This is a genomic window from Hyphomicrobiales bacterium, from assembly GCA_017642935.1.
Lineage (GTDB): Bacteria > Pseudomonadota > Alphaproteobacteria > Rhizobiales > MH13 > MH13.
On the sequence record JAEPOK010000003.1, the window covers coordinates 78842 to 104216 of the forward strand.

The 25375-nt window shown below is 61.6% G+C and carries 28 protein-coding genes; 13 read left to right on the plus strand and 15 right to left on the minus strand.

Features of this window, described 5'->3' with window-relative positions; translation table 11 throughout:
- Positions 1–20: 20 nt before the first annotated feature.
- The 3 genes from JJ917_16635 to JJ917_16645 all read left to right on the plus strand — a co-directional run bounded on the left by JJ917_16635 (position 21) and on the right by JJ917_16645 (position 2565).
- Positions 21–752 (plus strand): ribonuclease HII, encoded by a 732-nt coding sequence (locus JJ917_16635; protein ID MBO6700456.1) that lies wholly within the window; start codon positions 21–23, stop codon positions 750–752.
- Between the two features lie 61 nt (positions 753–813).
- Positions 814–1242: a GFA family protein gene (locus JJ917_16640; GenBank protein ID MBO6700457.1), complete on the plus strand. Its 429-nt coding sequence runs from the start codon at positions 814–816 to the stop codon at positions 1240–1242.
- Between the two features lie 186 nt (positions 1243–1428).
- Positions 1429–2565: a modification methylase gene (locus tag JJ917_16645; GenBank protein ID MBO6700458.1), complete on the plus strand. Its 1137-nt coding sequence runs from the start codon at positions 1429–1431 to the stop codon at positions 2563–2565.
- A 12-nt stretch (positions 2566–2577) separates the two neighbouring features.
- Here the strand turns inward: JJ917_16645 and mutY are convergent, their stop codons facing one another.
- The 9 genes from mutY to JJ917_16690 form a co-directional block, all read right to left on the minus strand.
- The gene (gene mutY / locus JJ917_16650) at positions 2578–3636 is read right to left on the minus strand and encodes an A/G-specific adenine glycosylase (protein ID MBO6700459.1); all 1059 of its coding nucleotides are present in this window, start codon (positions 3634–3636) and stop codon (positions 2578–2580) included.
- Between the two features lie 16 nt (positions 3637–3652).
- On the minus strand, positions 3653–4132 hold the full coding sequence (locus JJ917_16655; protein ID MBO6700460.1) for an ATP F0F1 synthase subunit B: 480 nt from the start codon (positions 4130–4132) through the stop codon (positions 3653–3655).
- An 11-nt stretch (positions 4133–4143) separates the two neighbouring features.
- Positions 4144–4680 carry a F0F1 ATP synthase subunit B gene (locus JJ917_16660; protein MBO6700461.1) on the minus strand — a complete coding sequence of 179 codons (537 nt, stop codon included), beginning with the start codon at positions 4678–4680 and terminating at the stop codon, positions 4144–4146.
- Positions 4681–4839: 159 nt separating this feature from the next.
- A complete protein-coding gene (locus tag JJ917_16665) occupies positions 4840–5067 on the minus strand; it encodes a F0F1 ATP synthase subunit C (GenBank protein ID MBO6700462.1) in 228 nt (75 codons plus the stop codon).
- A gap of 79 nt (positions 5068–5146) precedes the next feature.
- Positions 5147–5896: a F0F1 ATP synthase subunit A gene (locus JJ917_16670; protein ID MBO6700463.1), complete on the minus strand. Its 750-nt coding sequence runs from the start codon at positions 5894–5896 to the stop codon at positions 5147–5149.
- Between the two features lie 94 nt (positions 5897–5990).
- A complete protein-coding gene (locus JJ917_16675) occupies positions 5991–6272 on the minus strand; it encodes an AtpZ/AtpI family protein (protein MBO6700464.1) in 282 nt (93 codons plus the stop codon).
- Between the two features lie 398 nt (positions 6273–6670).
- Positions 6671–10147, minus strand: coding sequence for a chromosome segregation protein SMC (smc, locus tag JJ917_16680; protein ID MBO6700465.1), 3477 nt, complete (start codon positions 10145–10147; stop codon positions 6671–6673).
- 63 nt (positions 10148–10210) lie between these two features.
- Positions 10211–10912 (minus strand): DsbA family protein, encoded by a 702-nt coding sequence (locus tag JJ917_16685; GenBank protein ID MBO6700466.1) that lies wholly within the window; start codon positions 10910–10912, stop codon positions 10211–10213.
- A gap of 139 nt (positions 10913–11051) precedes the next feature.
- Positions 11052–11660: a DUF721 domain-containing protein gene (locus JJ917_16690; protein ID MBO6700467.1), complete on the minus strand. Its 609-nt coding sequence runs from the start codon at positions 11658–11660 to the stop codon at positions 11052–11054.
- A 118-nt stretch (positions 11661–11778) separates the two neighbouring features.
- On the opposite strand from JJ917_16690, the gene JJ917_16695 reads away from it, so the two are divergent.
- Positions 11779–12465 carry an HAD-IA family hydrolase gene (locus JJ917_16695; protein ID MBO6700468.1) on the plus strand — a complete coding sequence of 229 codons (687 nt, stop codon included), beginning with the start codon at positions 11779–11781 and terminating at the stop codon, positions 12463–12465.
- 13 nt (positions 12466–12478) lie between these two features.
- Here the strand turns inward: JJ917_16695 and JJ917_16700 are convergent, their stop codons facing one another.
- Positions 12479–13087 carry a hypothetical protein gene (locus JJ917_16700; protein ID MBO6700469.1) on the minus strand — a complete coding sequence of 203 codons (609 nt, stop codon included), beginning with the start codon at positions 13085–13087 and terminating at the stop codon, positions 12479–12481.
- A gap of 136 nt (positions 13088–13223) precedes the next feature.
- Here JJ917_16700 and JJ917_16705 point away from each other — a divergent pair, with 136 nt between their 5' ends.
- Complete coding sequence (locus tag JJ917_16705) at positions 13224–14156, plus strand: 4-hydroxybenzoate octaprenyltransferase (protein ID MBO6700470.1); 933 nt, start codon at positions 13224–13226, stop codon at positions 14154–14156.
- 12 nt (positions 14157–14168) lie between these two features.
- On the opposite strand, the gene JJ917_16710 is transcribed toward JJ917_16705, so the two are convergent.
- The gene (locus tag JJ917_16710; GenBank protein MBO6700471.1) at positions 14169–14699 is read right to left on the minus strand and encodes a hypothetical protein; all 531 of its coding nucleotides are present in this window, start codon (positions 14697–14699) and stop codon (positions 14169–14171) included.
- 295 nt (positions 14700–14994) lie between these two features.
- Between JJ917_16710 and JJ917_16715 the strand changes: the two genes are divergently transcribed.
- From JJ917_16715 to JJ917_16735, 5 genes are all read left to right on the plus strand, one after another.
- On the plus strand, positions 14995–15795 hold the full coding sequence (locus JJ917_16715; protein ID MBO6700472.1) for a 3'(2'),5'-bisphosphate nucleotidase CysQ: 801 nt from the start codon (positions 14995–14997) through the stop codon (positions 15793–15795).
- A gap of 81 nt (positions 15796–15876) precedes the next feature.
- The gene (locus JJ917_16720; protein ID MBO6700473.1) at positions 15877–16131 is read left to right on the plus strand and encodes a DUF4170 domain-containing protein; all 255 of its coding nucleotides are present in this window, start codon (positions 15877–15879) and stop codon (positions 16129–16131) included.
- 27 nt (positions 16132–16158) lie between these two features.
- Positions 16159–16899: a lysophospholipid acyltransferase family protein gene (locus JJ917_16725; protein MBO6700474.1), complete on the plus strand. Its 741-nt coding sequence runs from the start codon at positions 16159–16161 to the stop codon at positions 16897–16899.
- Positions 16892–18205, plus strand: a complete 1314-nt coding sequence (locus JJ917_16730; protein ID MBO6700475.1) for a 3-deoxy-D-manno-octulosonic acid transferase — start codon at positions 16892–16894, stop codon at positions 18203–18205. Before JJ917_16725 ends, JJ917_16730 begins: the two co-directional genes overlap by 8 nt.
- Complete coding sequence (locus JJ917_16735; GenBank protein ID MBO6700476.1) at positions 18202–19263, plus strand: tetraacyldisaccharide 4'-kinase; 1062 nt, start codon at positions 18202–18204, stop codon at positions 19261–19263. The genes JJ917_16730 and JJ917_16735 overlap by 4 nt, the downstream gene beginning before the upstream one ends.
- 6 nt (positions 19264–19269) lie before the next feature.
- On the opposite strand, the gene JJ917_16740 is transcribed toward JJ917_16735, so the two are convergent.
- Together JJ917_16740 and JJ917_16745 are read right to left on the minus strand one after the other, a co-directional pair.
- Complete coding sequence (locus JJ917_16740; protein MBO6700477.1) at positions 19270–19482, minus strand: DUF2093 domain-containing protein; 213 nt, start codon at positions 19480–19482, stop codon at positions 19270–19272.
- 34 nt (positions 19483–19516) lie between these two features.
- Entirely contained in the window at positions 19517–19945 is a 429-nt protein-coding gene (locus tag JJ917_16745; GenBank protein ID MBO6700478.1) for a nucleoside deaminase, read from the minus strand.
- 111 nt (positions 19946–20056) lie between these two features.
- On the opposite strand from JJ917_16745, the gene JJ917_16750 reads away from it, so the two are divergent.
- From JJ917_16750 to JJ917_16760, 3 genes are read left to right on the plus strand one after another with little or no spacing between them, the layout of a single operon-like run.
- Positions 20057–21079, plus strand: coding sequence for an rRNA pseudouridine synthase (locus JJ917_16750; protein ID MBO6700479.1), 1023 nt, complete (start codon positions 20057–20059; stop codon positions 21077–21079).
- Between the two features lie 6 nt (positions 21080–21085).
- A complete protein-coding gene (gene rsmD / locus JJ917_16755; protein MBO6700480.1) occupies positions 21086–21664 on the plus strand; it encodes a 16S rRNA (guanine(966)-N(2))-methyltransferase RsmD in 579 nt (192 codons plus the stop codon).
- Positions 21661–22188 carry a DUF2937 family protein gene (locus JJ917_16760; protein ID MBO6700481.1) on the plus strand — a complete coding sequence of 176 codons (528 nt, stop codon included), beginning with the start codon at positions 21661–21663 and terminating at the stop codon, positions 22186–22188. The genes rsmD and JJ917_16760 overlap by 4 nt, the downstream gene beginning before the upstream one ends.
- Here the strand turns inward: JJ917_16760 and mutL are convergent.
- A complete protein-coding gene (gene mutL / locus JJ917_16765) occupies positions 22185–24023 on the minus strand; it encodes a DNA mismatch repair endonuclease MutL (protein MBO6700482.1) in 1839 nt (612 codons plus the stop codon). The two genes, JJ917_16760 and mutL, sit on opposite strands and share 4 nt — an antisense overlap.
- Before the next feature lie 32 nt (positions 24024–24055).
- The gene (locus JJ917_16770) at positions 24056–25333 is read right to left on the minus strand and encodes an insulinase family protein (GenBank protein ID MBO6700483.1); all 1278 of its coding nucleotides are present in this window, start codon (positions 25331–25333) and stop codon (positions 24056–24058) included.
- Positions 25334–25375 lie beyond the last annotated feature (42 nt).

The window sequence follows — 25375 nt, forward strand, 5'->3', positions numbered from 1 at the left end:
AGGTAAGGAAAGGAATCATCTTGGTCAAACGCGCACGCGGTGCCTCCTATGGTGCCCAGTCTGGTGCCTTTGTTGCAGCCAAACAGGCAGGTCCTGACGGCCAGTTTGAAGCTCAGGCCCACGGCTTGGGTTTCGCACGCGTTTGCGGCGTAGACGAAGCCGGACGCGGGCCGCTGGCTGGGCCGGTCGTTGCCGCCGCCGTGGTGCTGCCAAGCTGGGATCAGGACGGCGCGCTGTGCTTTCCGGCGAGTTTGGCCGGGCTAAACGATTCCAAGCAGATCAGCGAAGGATTGCGCGATCAGCTGTTTGCCGAGCTCTGCCAGATCGCCGATGTCAGCGCCGCGAGCGTGTCGGCTGCGACCATCGATGCGCGCAACATCCGCAAGGCTTCGCTGGAGGCGATGCGGTTGGCGGTCCTTGGGCTTCCCCATCCGCCGAGCTTCGCTTTGGTGGATGGCAAGGATGAGCCGCCCGGCCTGCCCTGCGCGGCCACAGCGATCATCAAGGGTGATGGGCGCTCGCTGTCGATTGCGGCAGCGTCAGTTTGCGCCAAGGTTGTCCGCGACAGGATGATGGTGGCCGCCGATCGGCTTTATCCTGGCTATGGCTTTGCGACGCACAAAGGCTATGGCACCGAGGTCCACCGCGAGGCGCTCGCCCAGCTCGGCCCCTGCCCGCTTCACCGACGCACCTTTGCGCCGGTGCGCAAGGCACTGATGCATGTCAGTGCTCGCTCGGCATCTGATCGGTAAAGCTGCGCCTGGTGTGAGGCACGGAGCCTACAGATCATCTCGGACACAAGGACAAGGATCCATGGCAGATAGTCGGCCCGTTACCGGGCGTTGTTTGTGTGGCGCCGTCAGGTTTTCGGCCGAATCGAGCACATACGAGGTGGCCGCATGCCATTGTGATATGTGCCGCCGCTGGTCGGCTGGGCCCTTTATGGAACTCTCGTGCCAAAACGTGCGCTTTGAGGGCGAGGACAGCATCAGCCGCATTCGCTCATCAGATTGGGCCGAGCGCGGTTTTTGCAACAAATGCGGATCCAATCTGTTCTACCACATCATGGAAAGCGATGAGTATCAGATCTCAACCGGGTTACTTGATGATCAATCGCAGTTGCACCTCGCACTGCAAGTGTTTGTCGATCGCAAGCCAGCCTTTTACGACTTTGCGCAAAAGACCAAAGAGCTGACAGAAGCGGAAGTCTTCGCGATGTATGCGCCTGATTCTTCGCCCTGACCCCGCGTCCAGTGAATGGATGGCCTGTCATCGCGTGTTGCCCGCGCATGTATTTTCAAGATAACCAGCAACCGGCTGCGTTTAGATTTGCGCAACCCTTTCTCAACACCCCCTTTACCTTAACGGGGCATGATCGCGGCACTTGTTTAGGTGTTGCGTACAGGTTGAGTCATGTCAGTATTGCGTATGGAGGCGCTGCGTACGCGCGCCTCCCTTTCCCCTTCTTCGGCATCGACCGATGACGATCTTGCCCTCTTTCGCAACCAAGTCACGATCGGCGATTCCATCGCTCTAATGGAAAAACTGCCCGCCGGCAGCGTCGATGTCGTCTTCGCCGATCCTCCCTATAATCTGCAGCTGCAGGGCGCTTTGCAGCGGCCCGACCAAAGCGATGTCGATGCGGTTGACGACGCGTGGGACCAGTTTGACAGCTTTGCCTCCTATGACGCGTTTTCCTCCGCCTGGCTGCTGGCCGCGCGGCGGGTCCTGAAACCCAATGGCACGCTCTGGGTGATTGGCAGCTACCACAACATCTTCCGCGTTGGCGCAACGCTGCAAAATCTTGGCTATTGGGTGCTCAACGATGTGGTCTGGCGCAAGACCAACCCGATGCCCAACTTTAAAGGCCGTCGCTTTGCCAACGCCCACGAAACGCTGATCTGGGCTGCGCGCAGCGAGGCCGGCAAGCGCTACACGTTCAATTATGACGCGTTGAAAGCGGCCAATGACGATGTGCAGATGCGCTCTGATTGGACGCTGCCGATCTGTACCGGCGGCGAACGCCTGAAGGATGCGGACGGCAACAAGGTTCACCCGACACAGAAGCCCGAAGCGCTGCTGGCGCGCGTCCTGCTCGCCTCCACCAAGCCGGGCGATGTGGTACTTGACCCGTTCTTTGGGACCGGGACAACGGGTGCCGTCGCCAAAAAGCTTGGGCGCGATTTCATTGGGTTCGAACGCGAACACAGCTACGCGGACGCCGCCCGCGCGCGCATCAAGGCCGTGGAACCCGTGCCGGATGCAGCCCAGGCCATGCTACAGGGCAAACGGGCGCAGCCGCGCGTGCCATTCAATGCGTTGCTCGAAGCCGGTTATGTCATGCCCGGTGAGGAGCTAGTCGACGGCCGGGAGCGTCACGCGGCGCTTGTGCGCGCCGACGGAACCCTCGCCAGTGGTGACCATGAAGGATCCATCCATAAAGTGGGCGCGCTGGTGGAAGCGCGCGAGGCCTGCAATGGCTGGACCTTTTGGCATGCCAAGCGCGATGGCGTGCTGGTCTCCATCGACGATTACCGCACCGAAATCCGCAAACAGGCCGTTTAAGGGTTCTTGCGTTTAAGGCTTCTTGGACGGCTTTTTCGGCCGGATCGTCGCGCCGAGTTCCGGCAGCGCGGCCTTCAGCACTTTGACCATGACTGTCGGCCAGGCTTCCTCGCGAAGCGTGGCGGGCGTTGACCACCAACCATTCTGCGACGGCGGTTCGTCGCCTTCGCGGCGATAGACTTCCAGTGTCAGCGCAAAATGGGTGAAGACGTGCTCGATGCTGCCGACGGGTTCGGCCTCATCAAAAACTCTGGGCGGCTCATCTGACCAAGCCGTCGTCGGCACCTGGGTCATACCGGGCAAAAGACCATCACTGGGCCGCTGTTCGCACCAGACCGCGCCGTCGGATCGCACCACCACCAAAGCAGCACCCAGACGCCGCGGCTTGTCTTTTTTCGGCGCCTTAACCGGATAGGCTTCCATGTCGCCAGCGTGGTGAGCGGCGCAGCCATCCTTCCAGGGGCAAAGCGCGCAGGCGGGGTTTTTCGGCGTGCAGATCGTCGCGCCGAGATCCATCATCGCCTGGGCAAAATCACCGGGTCGGCCGTCTGGAACCAGTGCCTGCACCTTCTCAGCAACCTGCCGCTTGACCTTCGGCATCGGCGTATCGAGACGAGATAGCCGCGTCACCACGCGCTCGACATTGCCATCGACAACCACTACAGGCTCGCCGAATGCGATGGCAGCGATGGCCGCGCTGGTGTAATCGCCAATGCCTGGCAGGTCTTTTAGTTCAGCGGCGGTTTCCGGGAACACACCACCGCTTGCGGCGACCGCTTTGGCGCAGGCGTGCAGATTGGCAGCGCGGCGGTAATAGCCCAGCCCAGCCCAGGCCGCGCGCACTTCATTGTCCGACGCGGTAGCCAGATCATTGACGGTTGGCCAGCGCGCCAGAAAGTTCTGAAAATAGGGAATGACAGCTGCAACCGTGGTCTGTTGCAGCATGATCTCCGAAAGCCAGACCTTATAGGGGTCTTGGCGACTACCCTGCTTGCTCTCGGTCGGTCCGATGCGCCAGGGCAGCTGGCGGGCTTGCCGGTCGTACCAGGCAAGCAGATCGCTCGCCTGGATGGCTTCGGTCACTGAGTTAATTGATGCGGGCCTTCACATCGTCAATCGCGCTGTCGATCAAATCGGCGGCGGTCTTACCTTTGGCCTGTTCGGCCAGAAGCTTCTCCGAAGCCGCGATCGCGATGTCTGTTGCGCGAGCGCGCACTTCGCCGAGTGCCTGGGCTTCTGCCTGAGCAATACGGCTCTCGGCAGCAGCGGTGCGACGGGCGATCATTTCTTCCAGCGCCTCTTCGGTTTCAGCCGTCATGCGTTCGGCTTCAGCCTTGGCCTGGGCGAGAATGGCGTCGGCCTCTTCGTCGGCGCTTTGGGTCTTGCGGCGGAAATCGGCGAGCACGGCCTGCGCTTCTTCACGCAAGCGGCGGGCTTCCTCCAGTTCGCTGCGCACTTTTTCAGCGCGCGCGTCCAACGCCTTGGTGATCATGCCAGGCACTTTGAGATAAACGATCAGCGCCAGGAAAAGGATGAGGGCGATCAGCGCCCAGAATGAAGCGTCCATACTCGTCTTCCTCAGCTCTCGGCGCTAGCGGCAACCGCTTTGGTCACAGCCGCTGCCGTTGGCGCTTTGGGCGCCAGCTTTTCCATGATGGCGGACACGGCGTCGGTTGCAATAGCGTCAACCTGGCCCAAGGCCTCGGTCTTGATCGTGTCGATGCGGGCTTCAGCTTCAGCAAGCTTGGCCGACAGGGCCTCCTCGGAGGCTTGCCGCTTGGCCGTGGTTTCTGCCGTCAGCTTGTCGCGCGTTTCATTGGCCATGGCCTGCGCGCGCGAGCGGGCATCGGCCAGCGCTTTTTCATAGGTTTCCATCGCCTCGTCGGTTTCGCGCTTGAGCCGTTCAGCTTCGGCGATATCGCTGGCGATGCGGTCGTGGCGGTCTTCAAGGATGCCGGAAATGCGGGGGCCGGCGATCTTGGAGATCACGTAGTAGGTGATGCCAAAGGCAATCACGAGCCAGAGAAGCTGCGATGCGAAGGTCGAGGTGTCGAAGGGCGGAAAGGTTCCGCTTGCCTCGGCAGCTGCGTGTGCGGCGTCGTCGGTCGTTGCCATGGTCTTGTCTGTCCTTCAGCGGCGAAACGGGCCGCATGAATTGCTGATATGAAGGCGGGACGGCGATCCAGCCAGCGCGCCTCAACGCGCTGGCCAGATGCGTTCATTCCCAAAAGGCTAGCGCACCAAGCGGTGGCGCGACAGCCGGATCGGTTCGGCTTAAACGGCGAACAGAAGAAGAAGCGCGACGAGCAGCGAGAAGATGCCCAACGCTTCGGTCACGGCGAAGCCGAAGATAAGACGGCCGAACTGGCCATCAGCGGCTGACGGGTTACGCAGGGCGCCCGACAGGTAGTTGCCGAAGATCGAGCCGAGGCCGATCGCAGCGCCGCCCATGCCGAGACATGCGATACCAGCGCCGATGAATTTTGCTGCTTCTGCTTCCATGATTGAACTCCTTTGGAATGAACGAAGGCGATTGCCTGACGAACCAGATGAATGACCCTGGGCCGCCGGGATGGGTTGATCAGTGTGAGGGGTGAAGAGCGTCGTTGAGGTACATGCAAGTAAGCACCGCAAACACATACGCTTGAAGGAAGGATACGAGGAACTCCAGCGCGGTCATGGCAATGGTCATCAGAAGTGGCAGGATCGCGCCGCCAATGCCGACAACGCCAAGACCGGTGAGCGAGACCACGAAACCGGCAAACACTTTCAGCGTGATGTGCCCGGCGAGCATGTTGGCGAACAGACGTACCGATAGCGAAATGGGGCGAGAGAGGAAGGAAATGACCTCGATCATCACCACCAGCGGCACCAAAGCGCCGGGTATGCCCTCAGGCACGAAGAGTTTGAGGAAGCCAAAGCCGTGCTTCATGAAGCCGTAGACAATGACGGTACCGATCACCAGCATCGCCAGCGCAAAGGTGACGATGATATGGCTGGTGACGGTGAAGAAGTAGGGGAACATGCCAAACAAGTTGGCAAACAGCACAAACATAAACAGTGAAAAGACCAGAGGGAAAAATCTCATCCCCTGCGTCCCCGCCGCGTCTCTGAGCATACTGGCGACGAACTCGTAGCTCATCTCCGCAGCAGCCTGCCAACGGCCAGGAACAAGACCGCGACCGGTGGTGGAAAGCACCAAAAAGGCAGCGACAGCGCCGGTGGTGGCGAGCATGAAAAGCGAAGAGTTAGTGAAGGAGAAATCCACGCCAGCGATTTCAATGGGAACGATCGTTGAGATCTCAAATTGCTTGATGGGATCGTTCGCCACTGTCGTTCACTCCTAAACCGGCGCACCGGCGGTCATCAATCTGCTGTTTCCATCACGCATGCCGAGCACGCTCAGCCTACGTTTGGCGCTGGCTTTAGCCGTCTTCGCGCCCGTTTTCCTCTGTGTCACGTCGCCGCGCCGAAGCGTCGTCGGAGGTGCCCGTCGGCGCCTCCTTGGACATGCCCGTGGTCATCCCCTTGGGCATGGCAACCAGACCGAGGGTTCTCATGACGTTTAATACGCCTGCTGCAAACCCCAACAAAAGCAGGACAATCAGCCCGAATGGCGATGTGCCTGCCACAGAATCGAGGAACCAACCCAAGGCTCCACCTACAAAAATCGCAGCGATGAAATCCGACGAGACACGGACTGCCATCGCATAGTTCGTGCGCTCCTGCTTCGCCGCACGTTCATCGACCGGATTGGGCCGATGGGCATCGAGCTTTGAGTCCAGCGCGTCCAGCCTCTGACGAACCTCATCAAAGTCCTTGTCGCCAGTGCGTGATGCTCTGTCGGGATCGGACCCGTTGGCCACAATGGCTCTCCAAACGATGAGGATGGGACGAGACGGTTGGTCGGCGTGAAAAGCTCTGCGCGTGTGCTGTGGTACGGAACAAGGCAGCGGTTGATGATCTCGTCGTTAACGCCAGGCAAAGCCTTGCGCCACGGTTCGAAAATCGCCGGGACCATAGTGCCCGGCCCATAGGGTGTCAACCACGGGAAGCCTACACCAAACAACGCCATAACGCTTTGTTATAGCGATGTTTTTTGTCTTCAAGCCGCGCTTTCCGCCTCAACCATGGCTTCGGCTTCGGCCAGGGCAACCGAAACGATCTGACTGACACCGCGTTCGGCCATCGTCACGCCGAACAGACGGTGCATCCGGCTCATGGTGATCGGGTTGTGCGTCACGACCAGGAAACGGGTCGACGTGCGCGCGGCCATGGAATCCAGAAGATCGCAGAAACGCTCCACATTGGCGTCGTCCAAAGGTGCATCGACCTCATCGAGGATGCAGATCGGCGCCGGGTTGGAGAGGAAGACGGCAAAGATCAGCGCCAGCGCGGTCAGCGCCTGCTCACCGCCCGACAGCAGTGTGATCGATTGCGGCTTCTTGCCCGGAGGCTTGGCGATGATGTCGAGGCCGGCATCGAGCGGATCATCGGCATCGATCAGGGTCAGTTCGGCCTCGCCGCCACCAAAAAGCTTGGCAAACAGTTCCTGGAACTGTTCGTTCACCCGATCAAAGGCTTCCAAGAGCTTCACCCTGCCTTCGCGGTTGAGCGTAGAGATGGTACCGCGCAGCTTGGTGATCGCTTCGGCGACATCGTCGCGCTCCAGGGCCAGCGTGTCGCGGCGCTCGGCAACCTCCTCGGACTCCTGTTCGGCCGCCAGATTGACCGCGCCCAGGCGCTGACGCGCCTCGCGCAGTTCGGCGAGCTGGCGTTCCAGAACATCGAGCGCCGGGGGCTGCGTGCCGGTCTCAAAGCCTGCCATCGCCATCAACTGGTGCGGCGCGGCATCGACGGCGTCGAGGATCGTCGCCTCCAACGCGGTGCGCCGTTCGTCAGCGGCAGCCTGGCGCTCTTCGGCGCGGCCATGGGCCTCGCGGGCGGCAAAATAGGCATCCTTGATCTCGCGCGCCTTGGTGTCAGCCTCGCGCTGGGCGCCTTCGACACGGGCGAGAAAATCAGCAGCTTTGCTGCGCTCGGTCTCGGCTTTTTCAAGTGTGCTTGCCAGCGCGCGACGCTTTTCGACCAATCGCCCGGGTTCGCCGTCGAGTTTTTCCAGCGTCTCCACCAGATCGGACCGCCGGCGGGCAAGGGTTTCAGCGTGGCTTGCGGCGGCATCAGCGCGACGCTGCCAGGCTTCAATGGCGCGGGTGGTCGCCTCACGGCGACGGGCATGGTCCGCCAGTTCGCGGCGCAATTGGTCGAGCGCGGCCACCGCTTCATCGCGGGTGCGGCGGGCGAGAGCTTCGGTGTCGCTGGCCTGGGCGAGCTTGGATTCAAGCTCAGCCAGTATGTCGGTTGATTGGGTCGCTGCCTCGGCGGTTTCCGCTTTGGCGCGCGAGTCGTTCAAAGCCTCTTCCAGCCGCACCGCTTCAGCGGAAGCCGCGGTGATACGGGCACCTTCACGCTCGGCTTCGCGTTCTAAGGCAAGCAGGCCACTTGCCGCCTCATCATAAGCGCGGCGCGCGTCAGCCTCAGCGCTGCGGTCGGCGTTCCAAGAGGCGTCGGCCTCCTGCATCGCCGTCAAGGCGCTCATATGAGCAAGCGATAGCGTGGTGACCTCGCCTTCCAACGCTTTCCGATCAGCGATAAGCCCGGCCAGGCGATTGCGCTCAGCCAGCTTCACAGCTGCAGCGGACGGCGCATCGGCCTTGCGCACAAAGCCATCCCAACGCCAGACCGTACCGGCTTTGCTCACCAGCATTTGGCCAGCGGCGAGGTTCGCTTGCAGTGATGCGCCTTCGTCATCCTCAACGAGGCCGATCTGCGCCAGACCGCGCGTCAGGGCCTTGGGTGCCTGCACATGATCGCCAAGCGCCGTCACTCCGGTTGGCAAGGGCGGATCGCCTGGCTGTGCAGCGATGTCAGCCCAGAACTGGGGAGCGGCGGAATCTGTGGCAGCTTCCAGCGACTCACCCAGGGCGGCACCAAGCGCCGCCTCAAAACCCGGCGCAACCGTTATTCCGTCCATAATCGATGGGAAGAGATCCGGCGCGGCGTTATCGGCTGCGCCAACCAGTTTTTCCAGTGCGGTCACTTCGGCCCGCAAAGTTGCCAGTTCTTTTTCGCGCTCGCGTAAGGGTGTCTCGGCGCTGGCCACTGCTGCTAACGCGGCCGTGCGCTTGGCCTCGCTGGCGGCGACTTTTTCGGTCGCGCCATCGCGCGCGGTTTTCAGTGCTTCAACCTTACTGCGCGTCGCCTCCAAAGCCTCGGCAGCGGAGGTCTTGGCTTGAAGCTCTGCAAGGGAAGCTTGGGCGCTAGTGTGCTGGGCTTCTAACTGCGCCACGTCACGCTTGGCATTGTCCAACAGACGCCGCTGGGCCGCGATATCGGCGCGGGTCTTAGAAAGCGCATCGCGCGCCTCATTGCTCGCGCCATGCGCTTCGGCCAGTGCGGCAGCGGCTTCCTCAGCGGCTTTTTCGACCGCCGGCAACTGGTCTGTGGAGACGGTTTCGGCCTCGCCAATCGCCTTCAATTCGGATTCCAGAGCAAGGCGTTCGGCGGCGTGATCGTCGGAAAGCCCGGTCTCACGGGCAATGTCGGCATCCAACGTCGCCAGCTGAGCGCGGGCGTTCTCCAACCGTTCGGCGATCTGCTTTTCTTCCAGCGCCAACTCATCTCGCGCCCGGATGATACGACCAAGCGCGGCGCCAGCTTCGGCGGCCTTGGTGCGGGCATCGGGCACGCTTGCGGCAGCGCTCGCCTGGGCAGTCGATGCGGAGAGCTGCGCCTCATCGGCCCTTTGCAAAAGGTCCTTGGTTTCGCGCAGCGCCTGAGCCGCTTCATTGGCGGCATGGTTGGCGGCGGCCCATTTCAGCGCAAACACGCCGGCCTCGGCGGTGCGGGTCTTGGCGGCAACCTCACGGAAACGAGCTGCTTGGCGCGCTTGCCGGCGCAAGACATCCAACTGGCGGTCCAGTTCGCCGATCACGTCATCCAAACGCTCAATGTTGGTTTCCGCGGCGCGCAGGCGCAGTTCGGCCTCATGGCGGCGGGTGTGAAGACCGGAAATACCGGCCGCTTCTTCGAGCAGTGCGCGGCGCTGCACGGGCTTGGCGGAGATGATCTCGCCGATCTGGCCCTGACGCACCATGCTTGGCGAACGCGCGCCGGATGCGGCATCGGCAAACATCAGCTGCACGTCGCGGGCTCGGGCCTCGCGGCCGTTCACCCGGTAATTGGACCCGCGTTCGCGCTCGATCTTGCGCGAAACTTCCAGATTTTCGTGCTCGTTAAAGGCCGCTGGCGCGCGGCGCATCGCATTGTCGAGAAACAATTTCACTTCGGCGGAATTGCGCGCCGGGCGCTTGCCCGAGCCGGAGAAGATAACCTCCTCCATCCCGCTGGCGCGCATCGCCTTGTAGGAGCTTTCGCCCATCACCCAGCGCATCGCCTCGACAAGATTGGACTTGCCGCAGCCATTGGGGCCGACCACGCCAGTCAGCCCGTCTTCGATGATCAGATCGGTGGGTTCAACGAAGGTCTTGAACCCGGCGATACGCAGCTTGGTGAACTTCATGGGCGGACGCCGCCCTGCGATAGGTGCACCCGGCGCCCAATGGCGGCCAAGCGCATCACGCCGCTAGCTGATGAGCGGGTCGATAATCTCGGCGTACTCTTCTGGACTGCGGGCACCGGGGAATCTCGCACCGTTGATAAAGATCGTTGGTGTGGAGGCGACGCCGAATTCCTCTGCGCCGCGCTCTGCACCGGCGACTATAGCCGTTTCCAGATCGCGATTCGTCAAGCAGGCATTGAAGGTCTCTTGGGTATAACCGGCCTGACCGACAATGGAAAACAGCGCGTCAGCCGGGTTTGCCGCTGTCGCCCACTCCCGCTGACGCTCAAAGAGGATGTCGACCACATCATGGTAGAGCGCCTCATCGGAGCAGCGCGCGAGCATCGAGGCGGCGCGGGCACGGGCGTCGAGCGGGAAATCGCGGAAGATGTAATAGACGTGACCCTCATCGATATAGTCGGTCTTGATCGTCGGCAGCGAGGCCGTGTGGAAGCGCGCGCAGTGCGGGCAGGTCATCGAGGAATAATCGACAAGCACCACCGGCGCATCGGGATCGCCAAGACCAATGTCGGGCAAACCGTCCGTCGCCGTCATCAGCGCGTCGAGGTCCACGGTGCCATCGCCGCCGGAAGGTGTGCTGCGGCCCGAGGCGTCTGCGGAAGCATTGGAGCCATCGTTACAGGCTGCCAAAACACCACCCGCCACCGTCAGGAGCGCTGAGTTTTTCAAAAGCGTACGGCGGTCGGTTTTCAAACGGTCGATCATAGGTGGGCCCTTGTGCGAATGGTCGGTTGGGTTGGCTCTTACGGCGTTCTACCGCAATGCGACAAGTTCAGAACCGCCCGTGGCAGCCATCCATGGCCAAAAAGCGGCATCACAAATGTGTGTGCCGACCTGTCGCGGGTCAGCGGCGCTTGCGATCGGCGGCGAGCACCGAGGCGCCGAGCTGTTCTAGAGCTGCGCGCAATTTCGGATCGGCGACATGGGCGGCGGCCTTTTGGGCACTTTGCTGGGCAGCCTTTTGCTCTGCTGGAGATGGCACCGACGGCATGGCCGAACTGGGATCAACGGCAGGTTTGGTCGCAAGGCCAGGTTTGGCGATGACCCGCAATTTGCTGACGGCCTGGTAGCCGAAAAATCCATTGACCCGCTCCAAGATCAGCGCTTGCCCATAATCCAGATCAATCTGGATCGAGGCGTCGGCGCGCACCTCAAGCACAGCGCCATCTTCGCCGAGTTTTTTGTGCCGGGACCGTGATTTAGGCTGTGCCTTCATTTGCACCGGCATGCAGAGGCCGGCCATGCGCGCACCGACGATCTCCGGCCAGGCGGCTAGAAGAGCGGGCGAGACGAACTGTTTGCCGGTGCGCCCTTCCTGCAATGGCTTCAAGAGCGCATCGACCTCCGAGCCGATGGCTTTGGCACTTGTCGGCACCGCCGCCTTGGTTGTGATCTGATGGCCGAGCAGTTGGCCGCGCACATTTTGGGCAGCGTTTGGGCGTCGTTCCTTCACCTTAGCCGCCTCATCTTGACCCTTCCATCTTTCGCCGATCCCTGCTAGCGCCCAGTCTTTCTCGTAAGTCTTTCTCTCAAGACCTCCCCCCTTTACAGCGCCTTGGAGCACGTCCCTCGTGTACGACCTCATTATCTTTGACTGCGATGGTGTTCTGATCAACTCAGAAATGATCGCCGCCCGCGTAGAAGCCGCCGCCTATAAGCGTGAAGGTTTTGAAATGGAGCCGCTGGGGTTCGCCGAGCATTTTGCCGGGATGACCCATCACGCGATCCAAGAGGCGATCGAGGAAGAGTTGGAGCGCAAGCTCGACGAGGATTTCCAGGACAAACTCTCCGAAGCTTTCCTGGAGCTTGCCGATGCGGAGCTCACCGCCGTTCCCGGCGTGGAGGACATGCTGGATATGGTCGAGGGGCCGCGCTGCATCTGTTCGAATTCCGATTCAGCCTATCTGCAGCGCTATCTCAGCGATGTCGGGCTTTATGAGCGCTTCGCGCCGCACATTTTTTCCGCCGGCGAAGTCGGTAACAAAGCCTCCAAGCCTGACCCGAATGTGTTTCAAGTCGCCGCACAGACCTTCGCCGTCGACCCGAAAGCGTGCCTGGTGGTGGAAGACTCCTCGTCCGGCGTGAAAGCGGCGGCGGCAGCCGGCATGACGGTCATTGGCTTTGTCGGCGCAGACCATTCCTGGCCCGGCCATGCCGAAGTGTTGATGCAGGCTGGTGCGCTGACCACCGTCAACCGCCATGCCGATCTTGCCGAGACCATCCAGGCGCTCTCGGCCTGGGAAGGCGAAGCGCTTTAGCCCAGAGGGTAGTTTAACTATCGGCCTCGTCGAACCCGACAATCACCTGATAATCGCTCTGGCGCTGGGGCTGCGGCACGAAGAAGGCGCGGTTGACCAGCGTGAACGTTGCTGAGACTTCAGGCGGCTCGATGATCGCCTGCGTGCGCACAACTTCACTTGAGAGGATTTCGCCGGTCACCGTGTTGAGCACGACAATGCGTATCGGCAGGTCAAGCGTTGCCGGCACGCCCTGCGGGCCGATGATTGATCGCCCGGCGACCCCGATCGACAGGCCGAACTGGCCGGAGCCCGGCGTGCATTCGACTACCGTCTGCAAGATCTGGCTTTGGTAGCGCACATTGGACGGTGTCTCTTCCTCACCGGCGTAGAGGCGCAAGGTTTCGGTTCCGGGGCGCACAACGATGGACGGGCAGAGCTGATCGGCCCGCAACTGTTCGACCGGCACGCCGCCAAAGGTCGTGGCGGTGGTTGGCGTCACCCGGGTTTGCTGACTGCCGCCTCCGCCGAACATGTCGGTGAGACCGTCCATGCCGCCGCCGCAAGCCGCCAGTGTCATCGCCAGCCCAAGGGCCGCGCCGCTGCGCAGCAAAGTTCGATTGGGTTTGGAGAGTTTACGCATCACATCATCGCCACAAGTATCACACCTATCCGCACGCGTTCTCGTGTGGTTGCGGCTGTTTAGCAAGTTGCGCAGACCTTGGCGAGGGGATAGCTGTGGTCCACTTTGAAGCCCGACGCCATGATGAACCCAACGCATGACAACGTCTGACAACTTTGCCCCTCTGACGCCGGATGCGCTGAAGCACCATTGGTCGCTGCGCTATCTGCCCGGCTGGGCACGGCCGTACGGCCGCTTGATGCGCTTGGAACGACCGGCCGGTTGGCAGCTTCTGTTCTGGCCGTGTGCGTTTTCTTCGTTGCTCGCGTCCATCGCCTTGGCAGGCCCGGTGCAGTGGGCCCACCTTGCGCTTTTTCTGGTCGGCGCGATCATCATGCGCGGGGCAGGTTGCACGCTCAATGACATTGCCGATCGGGATATTGATGCCAAGGTTGGTCGCACCGCCGAACGGCCGATCCCTTCTGGCGAGGTGAGCGCGCGCAACGCCGCTTTGTTTCTGCTCGGCCTGCTCGCCGCCGGGTTCCTGATTCTGATCACGTTCAACCTGTTCACGATTGGTGTCGGTATCGCCTCGCTGGTGCTGGTTGCGCTCTATCCTTTTGCCAAACGCGTCACGAATTGGCCGCAGGTCGTTCTTGGCCTCGTCTTTTCCTGGGGCGCGCTGGTCGGCTGGACCGCGCAAACCGGTAGTCTCGATCTGCCGATGGCGCTGCTCTATGGGGCGTGCGTCATATGGATCGTCGGTTACGACACGATCTATGCGTTTCAGGACTTGGAAGATGATGCGCTGGTGGGCGTCGGGTCCTCAGCGCAGGCGCTGGGCCAGAAGGCGCCAATGTTTGTCGCGTTGAGTTATTCCGCAACCGTAGCGTTGATCGGCGCGGCGTTGCTGATGGTGGACGCTGGCGTTGCGGCCTTTGTTGGCCTAGCGCTGGCGGCAGCACAGATGGCCTGGCAGGTCACCACCCTTGATCTTGACGACAAGGTAGGGTGCCTTGCCCGCTTCAAATCCAACTCGCTGGCCGGGCTGCTGATAGCCGCTGGCCTGCTTTTCGATATCTGTATCTAGGTAGCGAACGCCTTAGCGAATCCCGCGGCGTTTCGCGTAACGCGGGCGGCGACCGGCCATGGGCTTGGCCTTGCGTGGCTGGCTGGTGCGGATGGCGACAGCGCCCAACATGGCGCGCACGACACTGTCTTCGCCGTGCGGTTCGCTTAAGAGCAAAGGCACAGACAGACGGTCCGCCCAGGAACGCCAGACGGCGACGGCCTCTTCAAGCGGCAAATCCTTGTCCAGCGTGATCGTATAGGCTGGATCGTCATGGCGCAGAACCACGTTGACCACTGTGGTCTCGCCGCTGGCATCGAGCTGCGCCGCCACACCCTTATAGGCGTTAAGAGGAATACGTTGCAGGATCATCGCCGCGCCAAGGCGTGCGGTGACGACGACACTGCGACCATTAACGTCTAAGCGTCCACGCTGCGGCATAGAGGAACGGATCGCCATCGCGTCGCGGCACCCGTCCAATGTCGGGTCAAGCGCCCCGCCAAAGGGGGCACCATCAGCGCGGATGGTTTGTTCGTTGACCGAACGGTTTGTCCTTACCGTCATTGATGATGCCTTTCGCCTTCCTGTCGGCCTGATGATCAGGCCACAAACTGATGCCGACGGTTGGTCCGTCTAGCGACCCAAATGGGCTGCCCGTTTTGGGCTATGGGCGATGTATAACCGACCGACCTTGGAGCGGGCTTAAGCAACGGGGTAAAAAAAGTGTGCGTTCAGAAAGGGTTATCGAAAGGCAAACGTGGATGCCCCAATTCACCTTGATTGGCGCGTGCTATCGTCTACACCCATGAGAGCTGGCGTCCGTGGCGCCGCACCCTCCGTAACCGATGCTCGAAGCGTGATGTCCATAGCCTTGTCCGACCTGCCTCTGCCGCCTGTCAGCGTGATCTGCGATGCGGCGCGTGAAGCCGGCGAAATCGCGCTGCGCTATTTTGGCAAAAGCCCAAAAACCTGGATCAAGCCCGGCAACTCGCCGGTGACGGAGGCTGATCTCGCCATCGACACCATGCTGCATACTGAGCTGCGTAAGGCCTTTCCCAATTTCGGCTGGCTGTCAGAAGAAATTGAGGATGACGGCTCACGGCTTTCTGGGGCACCAACATTCATCGTCGACCCCATCGACGGAACGCGCGGCTTCATGGCAGGCGGCGATGACTGGGCCGTCTCGATCGCGCTTATCCATGAGGGTGACCCGGTTCAGGGTGTGTTGTTCAACCCCGCCACTGGCGATTTGTTGGTGGCTGAGGCAGGCAAAGGGGTGCAGTTGGAGACTGCCGAAGGCGAGTCGCTTGCCCTTTCGCCCACCGGCAAGGACGGTTTGCCGGACGCGCTTCTCGCCTTCCCGGGCCCGAGCAAAGCCTCGCACCCGTTCCGCAAGCATCCAAAGATCGCGTCCTTGGCGCTGCGCATTGCCCATGTGGCCGAAGGCAAGCTTGATGGCTGCGTCGCCAGCCCCAACGCCAAGCATTGGGACATCGCCGCCGCGGACGTCATTGTGCGTGAGGCAGGCCTGAAACTGTTGCATGCCGATGGCGCCACGCCGCGCTATGATGGCACATCTATCACCCATCCTGCGCTGGTCTGCGGTACGGACGCGATGTGCGTCGCGCTGCAGGAAATGATAGCGCGGCGGGGGCGATAGGTCTGTTTCCTTGACGGCGCAGTGCTGTCAGGTAAGAACGCGCCATCCCCCCAATCATCTGACGACAAAGGAATAGGCGCGATGAGCGGCACGCTTAAGGAAACCAAGCCACAATTGCTGCATCTTGTGTTCGGCGGCGAGGTGGAAACGCCCGACTCGCACACCTTTACCGACGTTGAAAATCTCGACATTGTTGGCATTTTTCCAAGCAATGCCGAGGCCGAATCCGCCTGGCGCGCCAAAGCCCAAGCGACAGTCGACAATGCCAATATGCGCTATTTCGTCGTCCACATGCACCGGCTCCTGGAACCAGGTGACGTCGACCCGGACGCGTGAGATCGCTAAACGGTCATTGAGCGCCCTATGAGTGCGCCCTGGTACAAGCGGCTTGGCCGCAATCGCGTGATCCAATCAATCGCCGGCAACACGCTGGCGGGATACCTTTGGCTGGTCGATCGCACCGCGCGCAAGGTCGATACCGATCTCGACCATGAACGCGACGAACTGCCCAATCACCTGCCGGCCATTTTCACGTTCTGGCATGGCGAGCATTTTATGATCGCCCTGGCTGCACCAGAAGACTGGAACATGCATGTGATGATCTCGCGCAGCGCCGATGGCACGATGAACGCGATCGCAGCAGAAAAGCTCGGCATCAAGACCATTCGTGGCGCTGGTGATCCGAAAAAACGCGGCAATCAAAAAGGTGGCGCGCGGGCGTTCTTGCAGTTTGTGAAGGTTCTGTCCGAGGGCAACAGCGTTTCGCTGACCGCGGATGTGCCCAAGGTCGCCCGAGAGGTCTCACCGGGGCTGATCAAGCTTGCACGCAAGACCGGGCGGCCGATCATCCCGGCTTTTTACCTCACCAGCCCACGCATCACGCTTTCCAGTTGGGACCGCGCCTCGGTCGCGCTGCCCTTCACCAAGGGTGCCATCGGCACGACGGCGCCGATCTATGTCAGCGATGATGAACCCGATGATGCCTATTGGTGTGCGATCGTGAAAGAGCGGCTGCACGCGCTGGAAACCCACAGCTATGCGCAAATAGGCGGCAAACCCGCCTTCGCCGCGCCTGTCGGAGAGACCGGACCCGCCCATGGCTGATGTGCTTTCAGAAAGCTTGTTGGCGACGTATCGCGTCGCGGGAACCTTGGTCTCACCCTTTGCCGGCGCGTTGATCCAAGCCCGCGCCCGTCGTGGCAAAGAAGATCTGCCGCGTCGTAAGGAGCGCTTCGGCCATCCCGGATCACGCAAACCCAATGGCTCGTTGATCTGGGTGCACGCTGCCAGCGTGGGCGAAACGATCGCGATCTTGCCGCTGGTCAAACGGATTGAGGAAACCGGGTCCTATGTGGTCCTCACCACCGGCACGGTGACGTCGGCGCAGTTGGCCGCCAAGCAGATCGGCCCGCGCACCTTGCATCAATATGCGCCGCTTGATCTGGCGCCTTTCGTCAACCGCTTTTTGAATGCCTGGAAGCCGCAGCTTGCGATCTTTGTGGAATCCGAACTTTGGCCGGCGACCTTCCACGCGCTTGCCAAACGCGGCATCCCACATGTTCTGGTCAATGCGCGCATGTCGGAACGCTCCTTTTTCCGCTGGCGGCGGGCAAGCGGGCTGATCGGCGCGATGCTTTCCAACGTGACGCTGTGCCTGGCGCAGACAGTGGACGATGCGGAACGTTATCGTGTTCTTGGCGCGCCAAGGGTGCGCGTCACCGGCAACCTGAAGTTCGATACACCGGCGCCCGCCGACAATCCGGCGCAGTTGAAGTTGTTCGAACAGACGCTACGCGGGCGGAAATCCTGGCTCGCCTCATCCACCCATCCGGGCGAAGAAGCGATTGCGCTGCGCGTCCACAAAGCGCTGAAGCACCATCTGCCCGATCTCCTGACGATCATCGTGCCGCGTCATCCCGAACGCGGGCGCGAGGTGGCTGCGCTCGCGGAGTCGGAGGGATTGACCCACACTTTGCGCAGCGAAGGTCATCTGCCGAAGCCGGAAACCGACATCTATATTGCCGATACGATCGGCGAGATGGGCCTGCACTACCGTGTGGCGCCGGTGTCTTTTATTGGCGGTTCCCTTGTGCGCCACGGAGGACAGAACCCGATTGAACCGGCGAAACTGCGCACTGCCATTTTGCACGGACCGGATGTGCACAATTTTCCCGAAATCTACACAGCGCTCAACTCGTCCGACGCGGCCATCGAAGTGGAAAGCGCGGAAATTCTGGCGCGCACGGTCGGCCGGCTGCTGGTGCACGAGCCTGAAAGAAAGAAGCTTTGCGATCAGGCCGAGCGGGCTGTCCAGGAGTTTGAGGGCGCCTTGAAAGCAACGATGGACGCCATCGAACCGTTGCTGACCGCCTTTTCTGTGTCCGCCGCCTTGGAGCAAGCACGCCGATGAGCCTGACGCCTCCTCCCTATTGGTGGCCGGAGCCGGACGAGCCGCAAAAGCTTGGCGAGACGTTGAAAAAATATGCTTTGGCCCCGGCAGCGTTCGCCTATGGGCGCGTGGTTTCCGGTCGTATGGCGCAAGAGGGCGAACCTGGTGCACTGCCGGTAGTTTGCATCGGCAATTTCGTCGCCGGCGGAGCGGGAAAAACCCCAACCTCGCTTGCGGTCTATGATGTGCTCGAAGACCTTGGTCTCAAGCCGGCTTTTGTGACGCGCGGCTATGGCGGTTCCTTGGCGACGACCAGTTTCCGCGTCGATCCGGATCGTCATCTGGCCGAGGAAGTCGGCGATGAACCCTTGCTGCTGGCGCGGCGCGGCGAGACCTTTGTCGGTCCAGACCGGATGACGTCGATCAACAGCGCGCTTGAGATCGGGGCGACCTGCACGATTTTCGATGATGGGCTGCAAAACCCGGCCATCATCAAGAACCTGTCGATCGCCGTCGTCGATGGACGGCTTGGCGTCGGTAACGGCCTCTGCCATCCCGCCGGTCCTTTGCGAGCGCCCGTTGGGGCGCAGCTGCGCCACGTTGATTTTGTCATCGTGATCGGCAAGGGACAGGGCGCGCACAGCGTCGTGCGCCAGGCCGCCAAGCGCGGCAAACCGGTGCTCTCAGCAACGCTGGAGATGGACATCCCGGAGCATCTGTCCGGCAAACAGATTTATGCCTATTGCGGCATCGGCCATCCACCGAAATTCTTTGCGCGGCTAAAAGAGGCTGGCCTCAATGTGGTGAAGGAAAAGGCCTATCCCGATCATCATGCCTATACGACCGAGGATGCCCGTGAACTGGTCAACATTGCCAGGGAGCGCGGTGCCACGTTGGTGACCACCGAGAAGGATGCCATGCGGTTCAAAGGCCATTCGGGATCGCTGCGCGATCTGGACAATGCGTCAACGAAAATTCCGGCTAAGCTCACGTTCGAGGACCCGGACTATCTGCGCTCCTTGCTGCGCCAAGCGATCCGCCAATGGCGGCGCGACATGGTTCTGGTGGAGTTCGACTAGCGCCGTTTAAGAAGCTTTCAGCGAACGGCGTTCGGCCTCCAAAGAGGCAGCGGCATCCTTATAGGCTTCCTGGCGTGCAACCGACCAGTATTTTAGGTCGGTGAGCGCAATGCGCTCGAACGTCACCGCGCAAACCACGTAATCACCCGGGCGCAGCACGTGATATTCCGGCGTGTCGTAGCGAATGAGCGCTTCACGATCATTGTTTGAAAACACCATGCTGTCAGTCCCTGTTCACCGGTTTGGGATGGCCCTATCTCTTGCCTGCAAAGAAGCTTTTCAGCAAGTCTTCGGCCTGCGAGGCGGCGATGCCATCATAGATCTCCGGCGCGTGATGGCAGGTCGGTTGGTCGAAAAAGCGCGGTCCATGCAGGACAGCGCCCATCTTCGGATCACCCGCGCCGAAATAGACCCGGCGGATGCGCGCGTGGCTGATCGCAGCAGCACACATGGCGCAGGGCTCAAGCGTTACATAGAGATCTGCGCCGGTAAGCCGCTCCTGCCCAAGGGTCTGCGCGGCCTCGCGGATGACAAGCATTTCGGCATGGGCCGTCGGGTCGAGAAGTTGCCGCGTCCGGTTGCTGTCGGCGGCAATGATCTGGCCATCCATTACCAAGACGGCGCCGACGGGAACTTCATCGCGCCGCGCGGCCTCTTTGGCCTCTTGGAGTGCAAGGTCCATGGGCGATGGATTGGGCAATCTATCTTGCTGGGTGTTGATTGTCATCGTCAGGGCTTGCCACAGGCGGTCGCGCGCCGTCAAAAGGTGCCTTGATCCGGCGAAAGGCCTCCCATGGCAGAGACAGGCAAATCCAATCCAACCGCAAAGGGCGATCGAGTGGCGAAAGTCATTGCGCGCTCCGGCCTTTGCTCGCGCCGCGATGCGGAAGCCTGGATCGCCGATGGCCGGGTGAAGCTGAACGGCAAGCTGCTCACAACACCAGCCGTTACGGTCACAGACAAAGACAAGATCGAAGTTGATGGTGCGCCCTTGCCGGAGGCTGAGCGCACGCGGCTCTGGCTCTATCACAAGGACAAGGGCGTTATCACCGCGGCGCGCGACCCGGAAGGGCGCAAGGTTCTGCGCGATGTCCTGCCCAAAGAGCTGAAAACCGCCCATCCGGTGGGCCGGCTTGATTTCAACACTGAAGGGCTGCTGCTGCTGACCAATGATGGCGCGCTGAAACGCCTGCTGGAGCTGCCCTCAACGGGCTGGCTGCGCCGCTACCGGGTGCGCGCCTTTGGCGAGGCGCCGGATCATGTGCTGGAAAAGGCCCGCAAAGGCATGGAGACTGAGGGAGTCCAGTACGGCCCGATGGAGATCGCCATTGAACGTCAACAGGGCGACAATCAATGGCTGACGGTGGGTCTGCGCGAAGGCAAAAACCGTGAGGTGAAAGTCGTGCTCGGAGCGCTCGGCCTGCAGGTGAATCGGCTGATCCGCATTTCCTACGGTCCGTTTCAACTGGGTGAGTTGGAGCCGGGCGCTGCGCAAGAGGTGCGGACGCGCATTCTGAAGGATCAGCTCTCGGGCAAGATTTTCAAAGATGCGGGTCTCGACTTTGACGGCCCGATGCGCACACCTGTTGTCGGTCGCGACACGCCGGCACGACCCGACAAACCGGCCAAGACAGGCCGCGGGGGATCGGGCAACGCACCGCTGCGCAAAGGCCGTGGTAAGCCGACGCCGGACGGACCCAAAGGCGGGAAGCCGGGCTTTGTTTCGCGCCCTGGCGCGGCACGTAAGGGTAGCAGCCAGGGCAGTGGTAAGGGCCGGACCGGCGGTCGCGGCCCGCAAAAGACACGCGGCAGGTAGGCGGGCATGCGGATCGTTGGCGGCACGTTCAAAGGTCGCGCCCTCAAGGCGCCGACGAGCCAGGCAGTGCGCCCGACCACGGATCGTGCGCGCGAGGCGCTGTTCAACATCCTCGCGCACAATGATGATTTGTTCGCCGAAGGCCACGGCTTGGAAGGTGCGACGGTCATCGATCTTTTTGCCGGAACCGGTGCGCTCGGGCTGGAAGCGCTGTCGCGCGGCGCGGCGTTTGCGTTGTTCATCGACAATTCGATTGAAGGGCGCGGGTTGATCCGGGAAAACATGCTGGCCTGCGGCGTCGCCGCTCGGGCGCGGCTCTTCAAGCGCGATGCCACCAAGATCGGTGATCGCGGCAAGATGGAACGCGCGACGCTCGCGTTTCTGGATCCGCCCTATGGCAAAGGCTTGGGCGACAAGGCACTGGCAGTCCTGGACGACGGCGACTGGCTGGCGCCCGACGCGTTGGTGATCGTGGAAGAAACCGCCAAAACCGATCTTGCCATCCCCGAGGCGTTCCAGGTCCTCCAAATTCGGAAGATGGGGGAGACGCAGCTTTGGTTTTTGCGCTATAAAACCGTGCCATGATTGGACGCTTGTTCACCGCTGTTCTTGCCGTTCTGGGTGCTGGCACGATGAGCCAGGCGCCGGAATTCTCACAGCAATATCGCCAGGCCCTCGGCGGCGCCGTGGCCGAACTTGAAGTTGTCGTTGAGGATTTCGATGCAGCCAGCGAGCGCGCTGGACTGTCGCGCGATCAAGCGCTGGCGCAGTATCGCGACACCGACAATAGCTTTTTGGGTCAACGCGGCGAGCAGATCTCCGGCACCCTGGATCGCTACGAGCGACTCAAAGGGCAAGCCGAAGCCATCGAAAGCGCCGGTCCGTTCGAACAAATTTGGCTGGTGATGCGCGAGCCAGACTTGCGCGTTGTCGAAGGCGCGCGCGAACGGTTCGAGCCGGCCATTCCTCTCACAATCGCCGGCGGCGTCATGGCGCTTATCGGCGCCTTCATCGGCTGGCTACTTGGTCGAGGCAGCGCAGGCACGGTCAAGGCGACCGGCAAGATGCTGCGTGGGCGCAACAAAGGCCGGGCTTCGGCAAAAGGCTAGCGGTCGAACAGCTTGTCGAGCCGGGCCTTATCCATGCGAATGAAGGTTGGGCGCCCGTGATTGCATTGCGCGGCGGCGGGCACCTGCTCCATCTCGCGCAGCAGCGCATTCATTTCATCAACCTTCAATCGGCGCCCGGCACGGACTGAGCCGTGGCACGCCATTGTCGAGGCAACAGCGTGGAGACGATTTTCAAGGCGGGTCGAAGCGCCAGCCTCGGCGAACTCTTCAGCCAAATCCCTCACCAGGCTTGCTGCGTCACAGACGCCGAGCATCGCCGGTGTTTCCCGCACCAGAACCGCGTTGGCGCCGAAGGGTTCAAGGACCAGGCCGAGATTCGCCAACCCCTCGGCTTGCGCCAAAATGGCCGAGGCATTGCCTGCCGGAAGCTCGACGACATCGGGGATGAGCAGCGGTTGAGTGGCAATGCCGTCACGCTCCAACCCGGCCCTCAGCTTTTCATAGACCAGCCGCTCATGGGCAGCATGGGCATCGACCAAAACGATGCCCTCGCGGCTTTCGGCTAGGATGTAGGTTTCGTGCAGCTGCGCGCGGGCCGTGCCCAGCGGATGGTCCGGCTCCAACGTCTCGGAGCCATCCTCCGGCGGGGGTGCCATCGGGCTCGACGGCACATCCATGCCGGCCAGCGTTGCCGAGCGAGAAGGACCGGGATCGTAGTGAGCGGCGGCCTCTGCCCAGCCAGAAGCATTTGAACGTCTTGGTGCCGCATAAGATGTTTGCGGCGTGAAGGCATTGGAGGCCTGGTCGGCAAGGCTGGTGGACGCCGCCAGACCGGCTTCTCCCAGAGCGTCACGGATCGCGGTGATGATCAGCCCGCGCATATGGCCAGGATTTTGAAACCGCACATCGGATTTTTGCGGGTGCACGTTCACATCGACGCGCGCCGGGTCAATGGCGACGGCGATCACAACAGCAGGAAACCGGTCGCGCGGCATCAAGTCGGCATAGGCGGCACGAATGGCGCCCGTGAGCAGGCGATCGCGTACCGGCCGGTCATTGACCATCAGATAGATGTCGCGTGTTGTCGCGCGATGCCAGGTCGGCAATCCAACCATGCCTTCCAGCGACAGGCCTTCGCGGGTGGCATGCAGCGATTGCATGTTGGAGCGGGCGTCCGGCCCGAATAGATCGGCGGCGCGGTGTTCTAGCGCCGAGGTGAAGGCAAGGCTTGCATCGGCTGGGGTCAGATCGAGGATCATCCGCCGTTCGGATTGCAAACGGAAACCGACTTTCGGGGCGGCGAGCGCCAAGCGCCGGACTGTGTCAGCGACGGCGGTGGTTTCGGCCTGATCGGATTTGAGAAACTTCAGGCGCGCCGGTACCGCGAAGAACAAGTCTTCAACGTCGATCGCCGTGCCACCCGACAACGCTGCCGGGGCCGGTCCTGACGTCTCGCCGCCGTCAACGCTTATGCGAAAGGCATCCGCCGATCCCTGGGCGCGAGACGTGATCGTCAGTTTGGCGACAGCACCGATTGAGGGCAGCGCTTCGCCGCGGAAACCAAGCGTGCGGATATCGACAAGCTCATCGTCGGACAGCTTCGATGTGGCATGGCGGGCAATGGCCAGTTTCAGGTCGTCCGGACCCATGCCGTAGCCATCATCGGTGACGCGAATGGCGGCCTTGCCGCCAGCCTGCAGCGTGATGGTGATATGGCGCGCGCCAGCATCGAGCGCATTCTCGACCAATTCCTTCACCACACTCGCTGGCCGCTCGACCACCTCGCCAGCGGCGATGCGGTTGATCACACCATCAGGCAGTTGACGAATGCTGCGGCGCCCTTCAGCGGGCGGTTGGGCAAGAACGGTCTGCACATGCCCTCTCTGGGTAGTCGGTTCGACGTGAATCAGCTCAGCGGCTGTCCTACGATGGCAAGCGAAAGCGGCGCCTTCAAGATGCGGTCGGCAACGCGGCGGATGTCGTCCACCGTAATCGCCCGTATCAGGTCGGCGCGTTCGACCATGTAGCTTGCCGGGATGCGTTCCAGCTGCATGCCAACCAGTTGCTGCGCGATCTTTTGCGAGCTGTCGAAGCGCAGCGGGTAGGACCCGATCAAAAAATCCTTGGCCTGCTGAAGCTCTTCCTCGGTCGGGCCGTTCTCGACAAATTCGGCAATGACGGTGCGCATGACATCCAGCGTTTCCTGGGCGCGTTCCGGCCGGGTCGAAGCGCCGCCACCGAGAATGGGTGAATGATCGCGGGCCGAAAGATAGGTGTAGACCGAATAGGTTAACCCTCGTTCCTGGCGAACCTCTTTGAACATGCGCGAGGAAAACGTACCCCCGCCGAGAATGTGGTTCATCACGAAGGCGGTGAGAAAATCGTCATCGTCACGTGCAAGGCCAGGCAGTGCGAACCGGATGACGGTTTGCGCCACGTCCTGCGTTTCAAGCGCTTGGGCGCCGGTTGGGATCACCATATCGGCGATCGGCTGCAGGTCGGGATCCTGACGCAAGCCGCCAAAGGCCGTGTCAACGAATGTGTCGGCTGCCTGCGCCGACAGATCGCCGACGATCGCCACCTTGATGGTGCTCTGCGCAAGCGTGGCCGCGTGGTGGGCGAGAAGACCATCGCGGCCGATGGCCGGGACAGAGTCCAGCGACCCCTGCGCCTGGCGGGCGTAGGGATGACCTGCGAAGAAGGTTTCAGCGGAAAGCCGCGAGGCGATGCTTTCGGGATCATTCAGATCGCGGCGAATGCCGGCCATGATTTGAGCGCGGGTGCGCTCAATCGCGTCTTCATCCAGGCGCGGCTGATTGAGGGCCAGGGCCAGCAGCTCGGTGCCAAGCTCTATCGTGTCGGACAGCACGGTCAGTTCGCCGGAGAAGTTGTCATGGCTGGCATCGAAATTGAGCCGAATGGCATTGTCTTCGAGCAGCGTTTGGAAGGCGATGCTGTCATAATCGCCCGCGCCTTCATCCAGCAGCGCAGACAAAAGGTTTGCCGTTCCGGCCTTGCCGTCTGGATCCTGAACGGCGCCTGCGCCTTCAAAAACGAACCGTGCCGCCACCAGAGGAATCGTATCGTCTTCGACCAGCCAGTAGGCGATGCCGCCGGGGCTGGTACGCTCTTGAACATTGACGGCAGCTTCGGCGCGTTGTGGTTCGGTCAAACTGAGGGCCATGGTGATCACCAGTGTGAGGGCCAGCGCGAGACCAGCCGTTTT

What these genes read in the sequence shown, in the direction of transcription:
- JJ917_16730 (MBO6700475.1), top strand. Translation starts at nt 16,892, where the DNA reads ATGGCTGATGTGCTTTCAGAAAGCTTGTTGGCGACGTATCGCGTCGCG.
- rsmD (MBO6700480.1), top strand. Translation starts at nt 21,086, where the DNA reads ATGCGGATCGTTGGCGGCACGTTCAAAGGTCGCGCCCTCAAGGCGCCG.
- JJ917_16665 (MBO6700462.1), bottom strand. Translation starts at nt 5,067, where the DNA reads ATGGAAGCAGAAGCAGCAAAATTCATCGGCGCTGGTATCGCATGTCTC.
- JJ917_16745 (MBO6700478.1), bottom strand. Translation starts at nt 19,945, where the DNA reads ATGGACCTTGCACTCCAAGAGGCCAAAGAGGCCGCGCGGCGCGATGAA.
- JJ917_16660 (MBO6700461.1), bottom strand. Translation starts at nt 4,680, where the DNA reads ATGGCAACGACCGACGACGCCGCACACGCAGCTGCCGAGGCAAGCGGA.
- JJ917_16700 (MBO6700469.1), bottom strand. Translation starts at nt 13,087, where the DNA reads ATGCGTAAACTCTCCAAACCCAATCGAACTTTGCTGCGCAGCGGCGCG.
- JJ917_16645 (MBO6700458.1), top strand. Translation starts at nt 1,429, where the DNA reads ATGGAGGCGCTGCGTACGCGCGCCTCCCTTTCCCCTTCTTCGGCATCG.
- JJ917_16770 (MBO6700483.1), bottom strand. Translation starts at nt 25,333, where the DNA reads ATGGCCCTCAGTTTGACCGAACCACAACGCGCCGAAGCTGCCGTCAAT.
- JJ917_16760 (MBO6700481.1), top strand. Translation starts at nt 21,661, where the DNA reads ATGATTGGACGCTTGTTCACCGCTGTTCTTGCCGTTCTGGGTGCTGGC.
- JJ917_16685 (MBO6700466.1), bottom strand. Translation starts at nt 10,912, where the DNA reads ATGATCGACCGTTTGAAAACCGACCGCCGTACGCTTTTGAAAAACTCA.
- JJ917_16710 (MBO6700471.1), bottom strand. Translation starts at nt 14,699, where the DNA reads ATGACGGTAAGGACAAACCGTTCGGTCAACGAACAAACCATCCGCGCT.
- JJ917_16705 (MBO6700470.1), top strand. Translation starts at nt 13,224, where the DNA reads ATGACAACGTCTGACAACTTTGCCCCTCTGACGCCGGATGCGCTGAAG.
- JJ917_16675 (MBO6700464.1), bottom strand. Translation starts at nt 6,272, where the DNA reads ATGGCAGTCCGTGTCTCGTCGGATTTCATCGCTGCGATTTTTGTAGGT.
- JJ917_16715 (MBO6700472.1), top strand. Translation starts at nt 14,995, where the DNA reads ATGTCCATAGCCTTGTCCGACCTGCCTCTGCCGCCTGTCAGCGTGATC.
- JJ917_16750 (MBO6700479.1), top strand. Translation starts at nt 20,057, where the DNA reads ATGGCAGAGACAGGCAAATCCAATCCAACCGCAAAGGGCGATCGAGTG.
- JJ917_16720 (MBO6700473.1), top strand. Translation starts at nt 15,877, where the DNA reads ATGAGCGGCACGCTTAAGGAAACCAAGCCACAATTGCTGCATCTTGTG.
- JJ917_16740 (MBO6700477.1), bottom strand. Translation starts at nt 19,482, where the DNA reads ATGGTGTTTTCAAACAATGATCGTGAAGCGCTCATTCGCTACGACACG.
- JJ917_16655 (MBO6700460.1), bottom strand. Translation starts at nt 4,132, where the DNA reads ATGGACGCTTCATTCTGGGCGCTGATCGCCCTCATCCTTTTCCTGGCG.
- smc (MBO6700465.1), bottom strand. Translation starts at nt 10,147, where the DNA reads ATGAAGTTCACCAAGCTGCGTATCGCCGGGTTCAAGACCTTCGTTGAA.
- JJ917_16640 (MBO6700457.1), top strand. Translation starts at nt 814, where the DNA reads ATGGCAGATAGTCGGCCCGTTACCGGGCGTTGTTTGTGTGGCGCCGTC.
- JJ917_16725 (MBO6700474.1), top strand. Translation starts at nt 16,159, where the DNA reads ATGAGTGCGCCCTGGTACAAGCGGCTTGGCCGCAATCGCGTGATCCAA.
- JJ917_16735 (MBO6700476.1), top strand. Translation starts at nt 18,202, where the DNA reads ATGAGCCTGACGCCTCCTCCCTATTGGTGGCCGGAGCCGGACGAGCCG.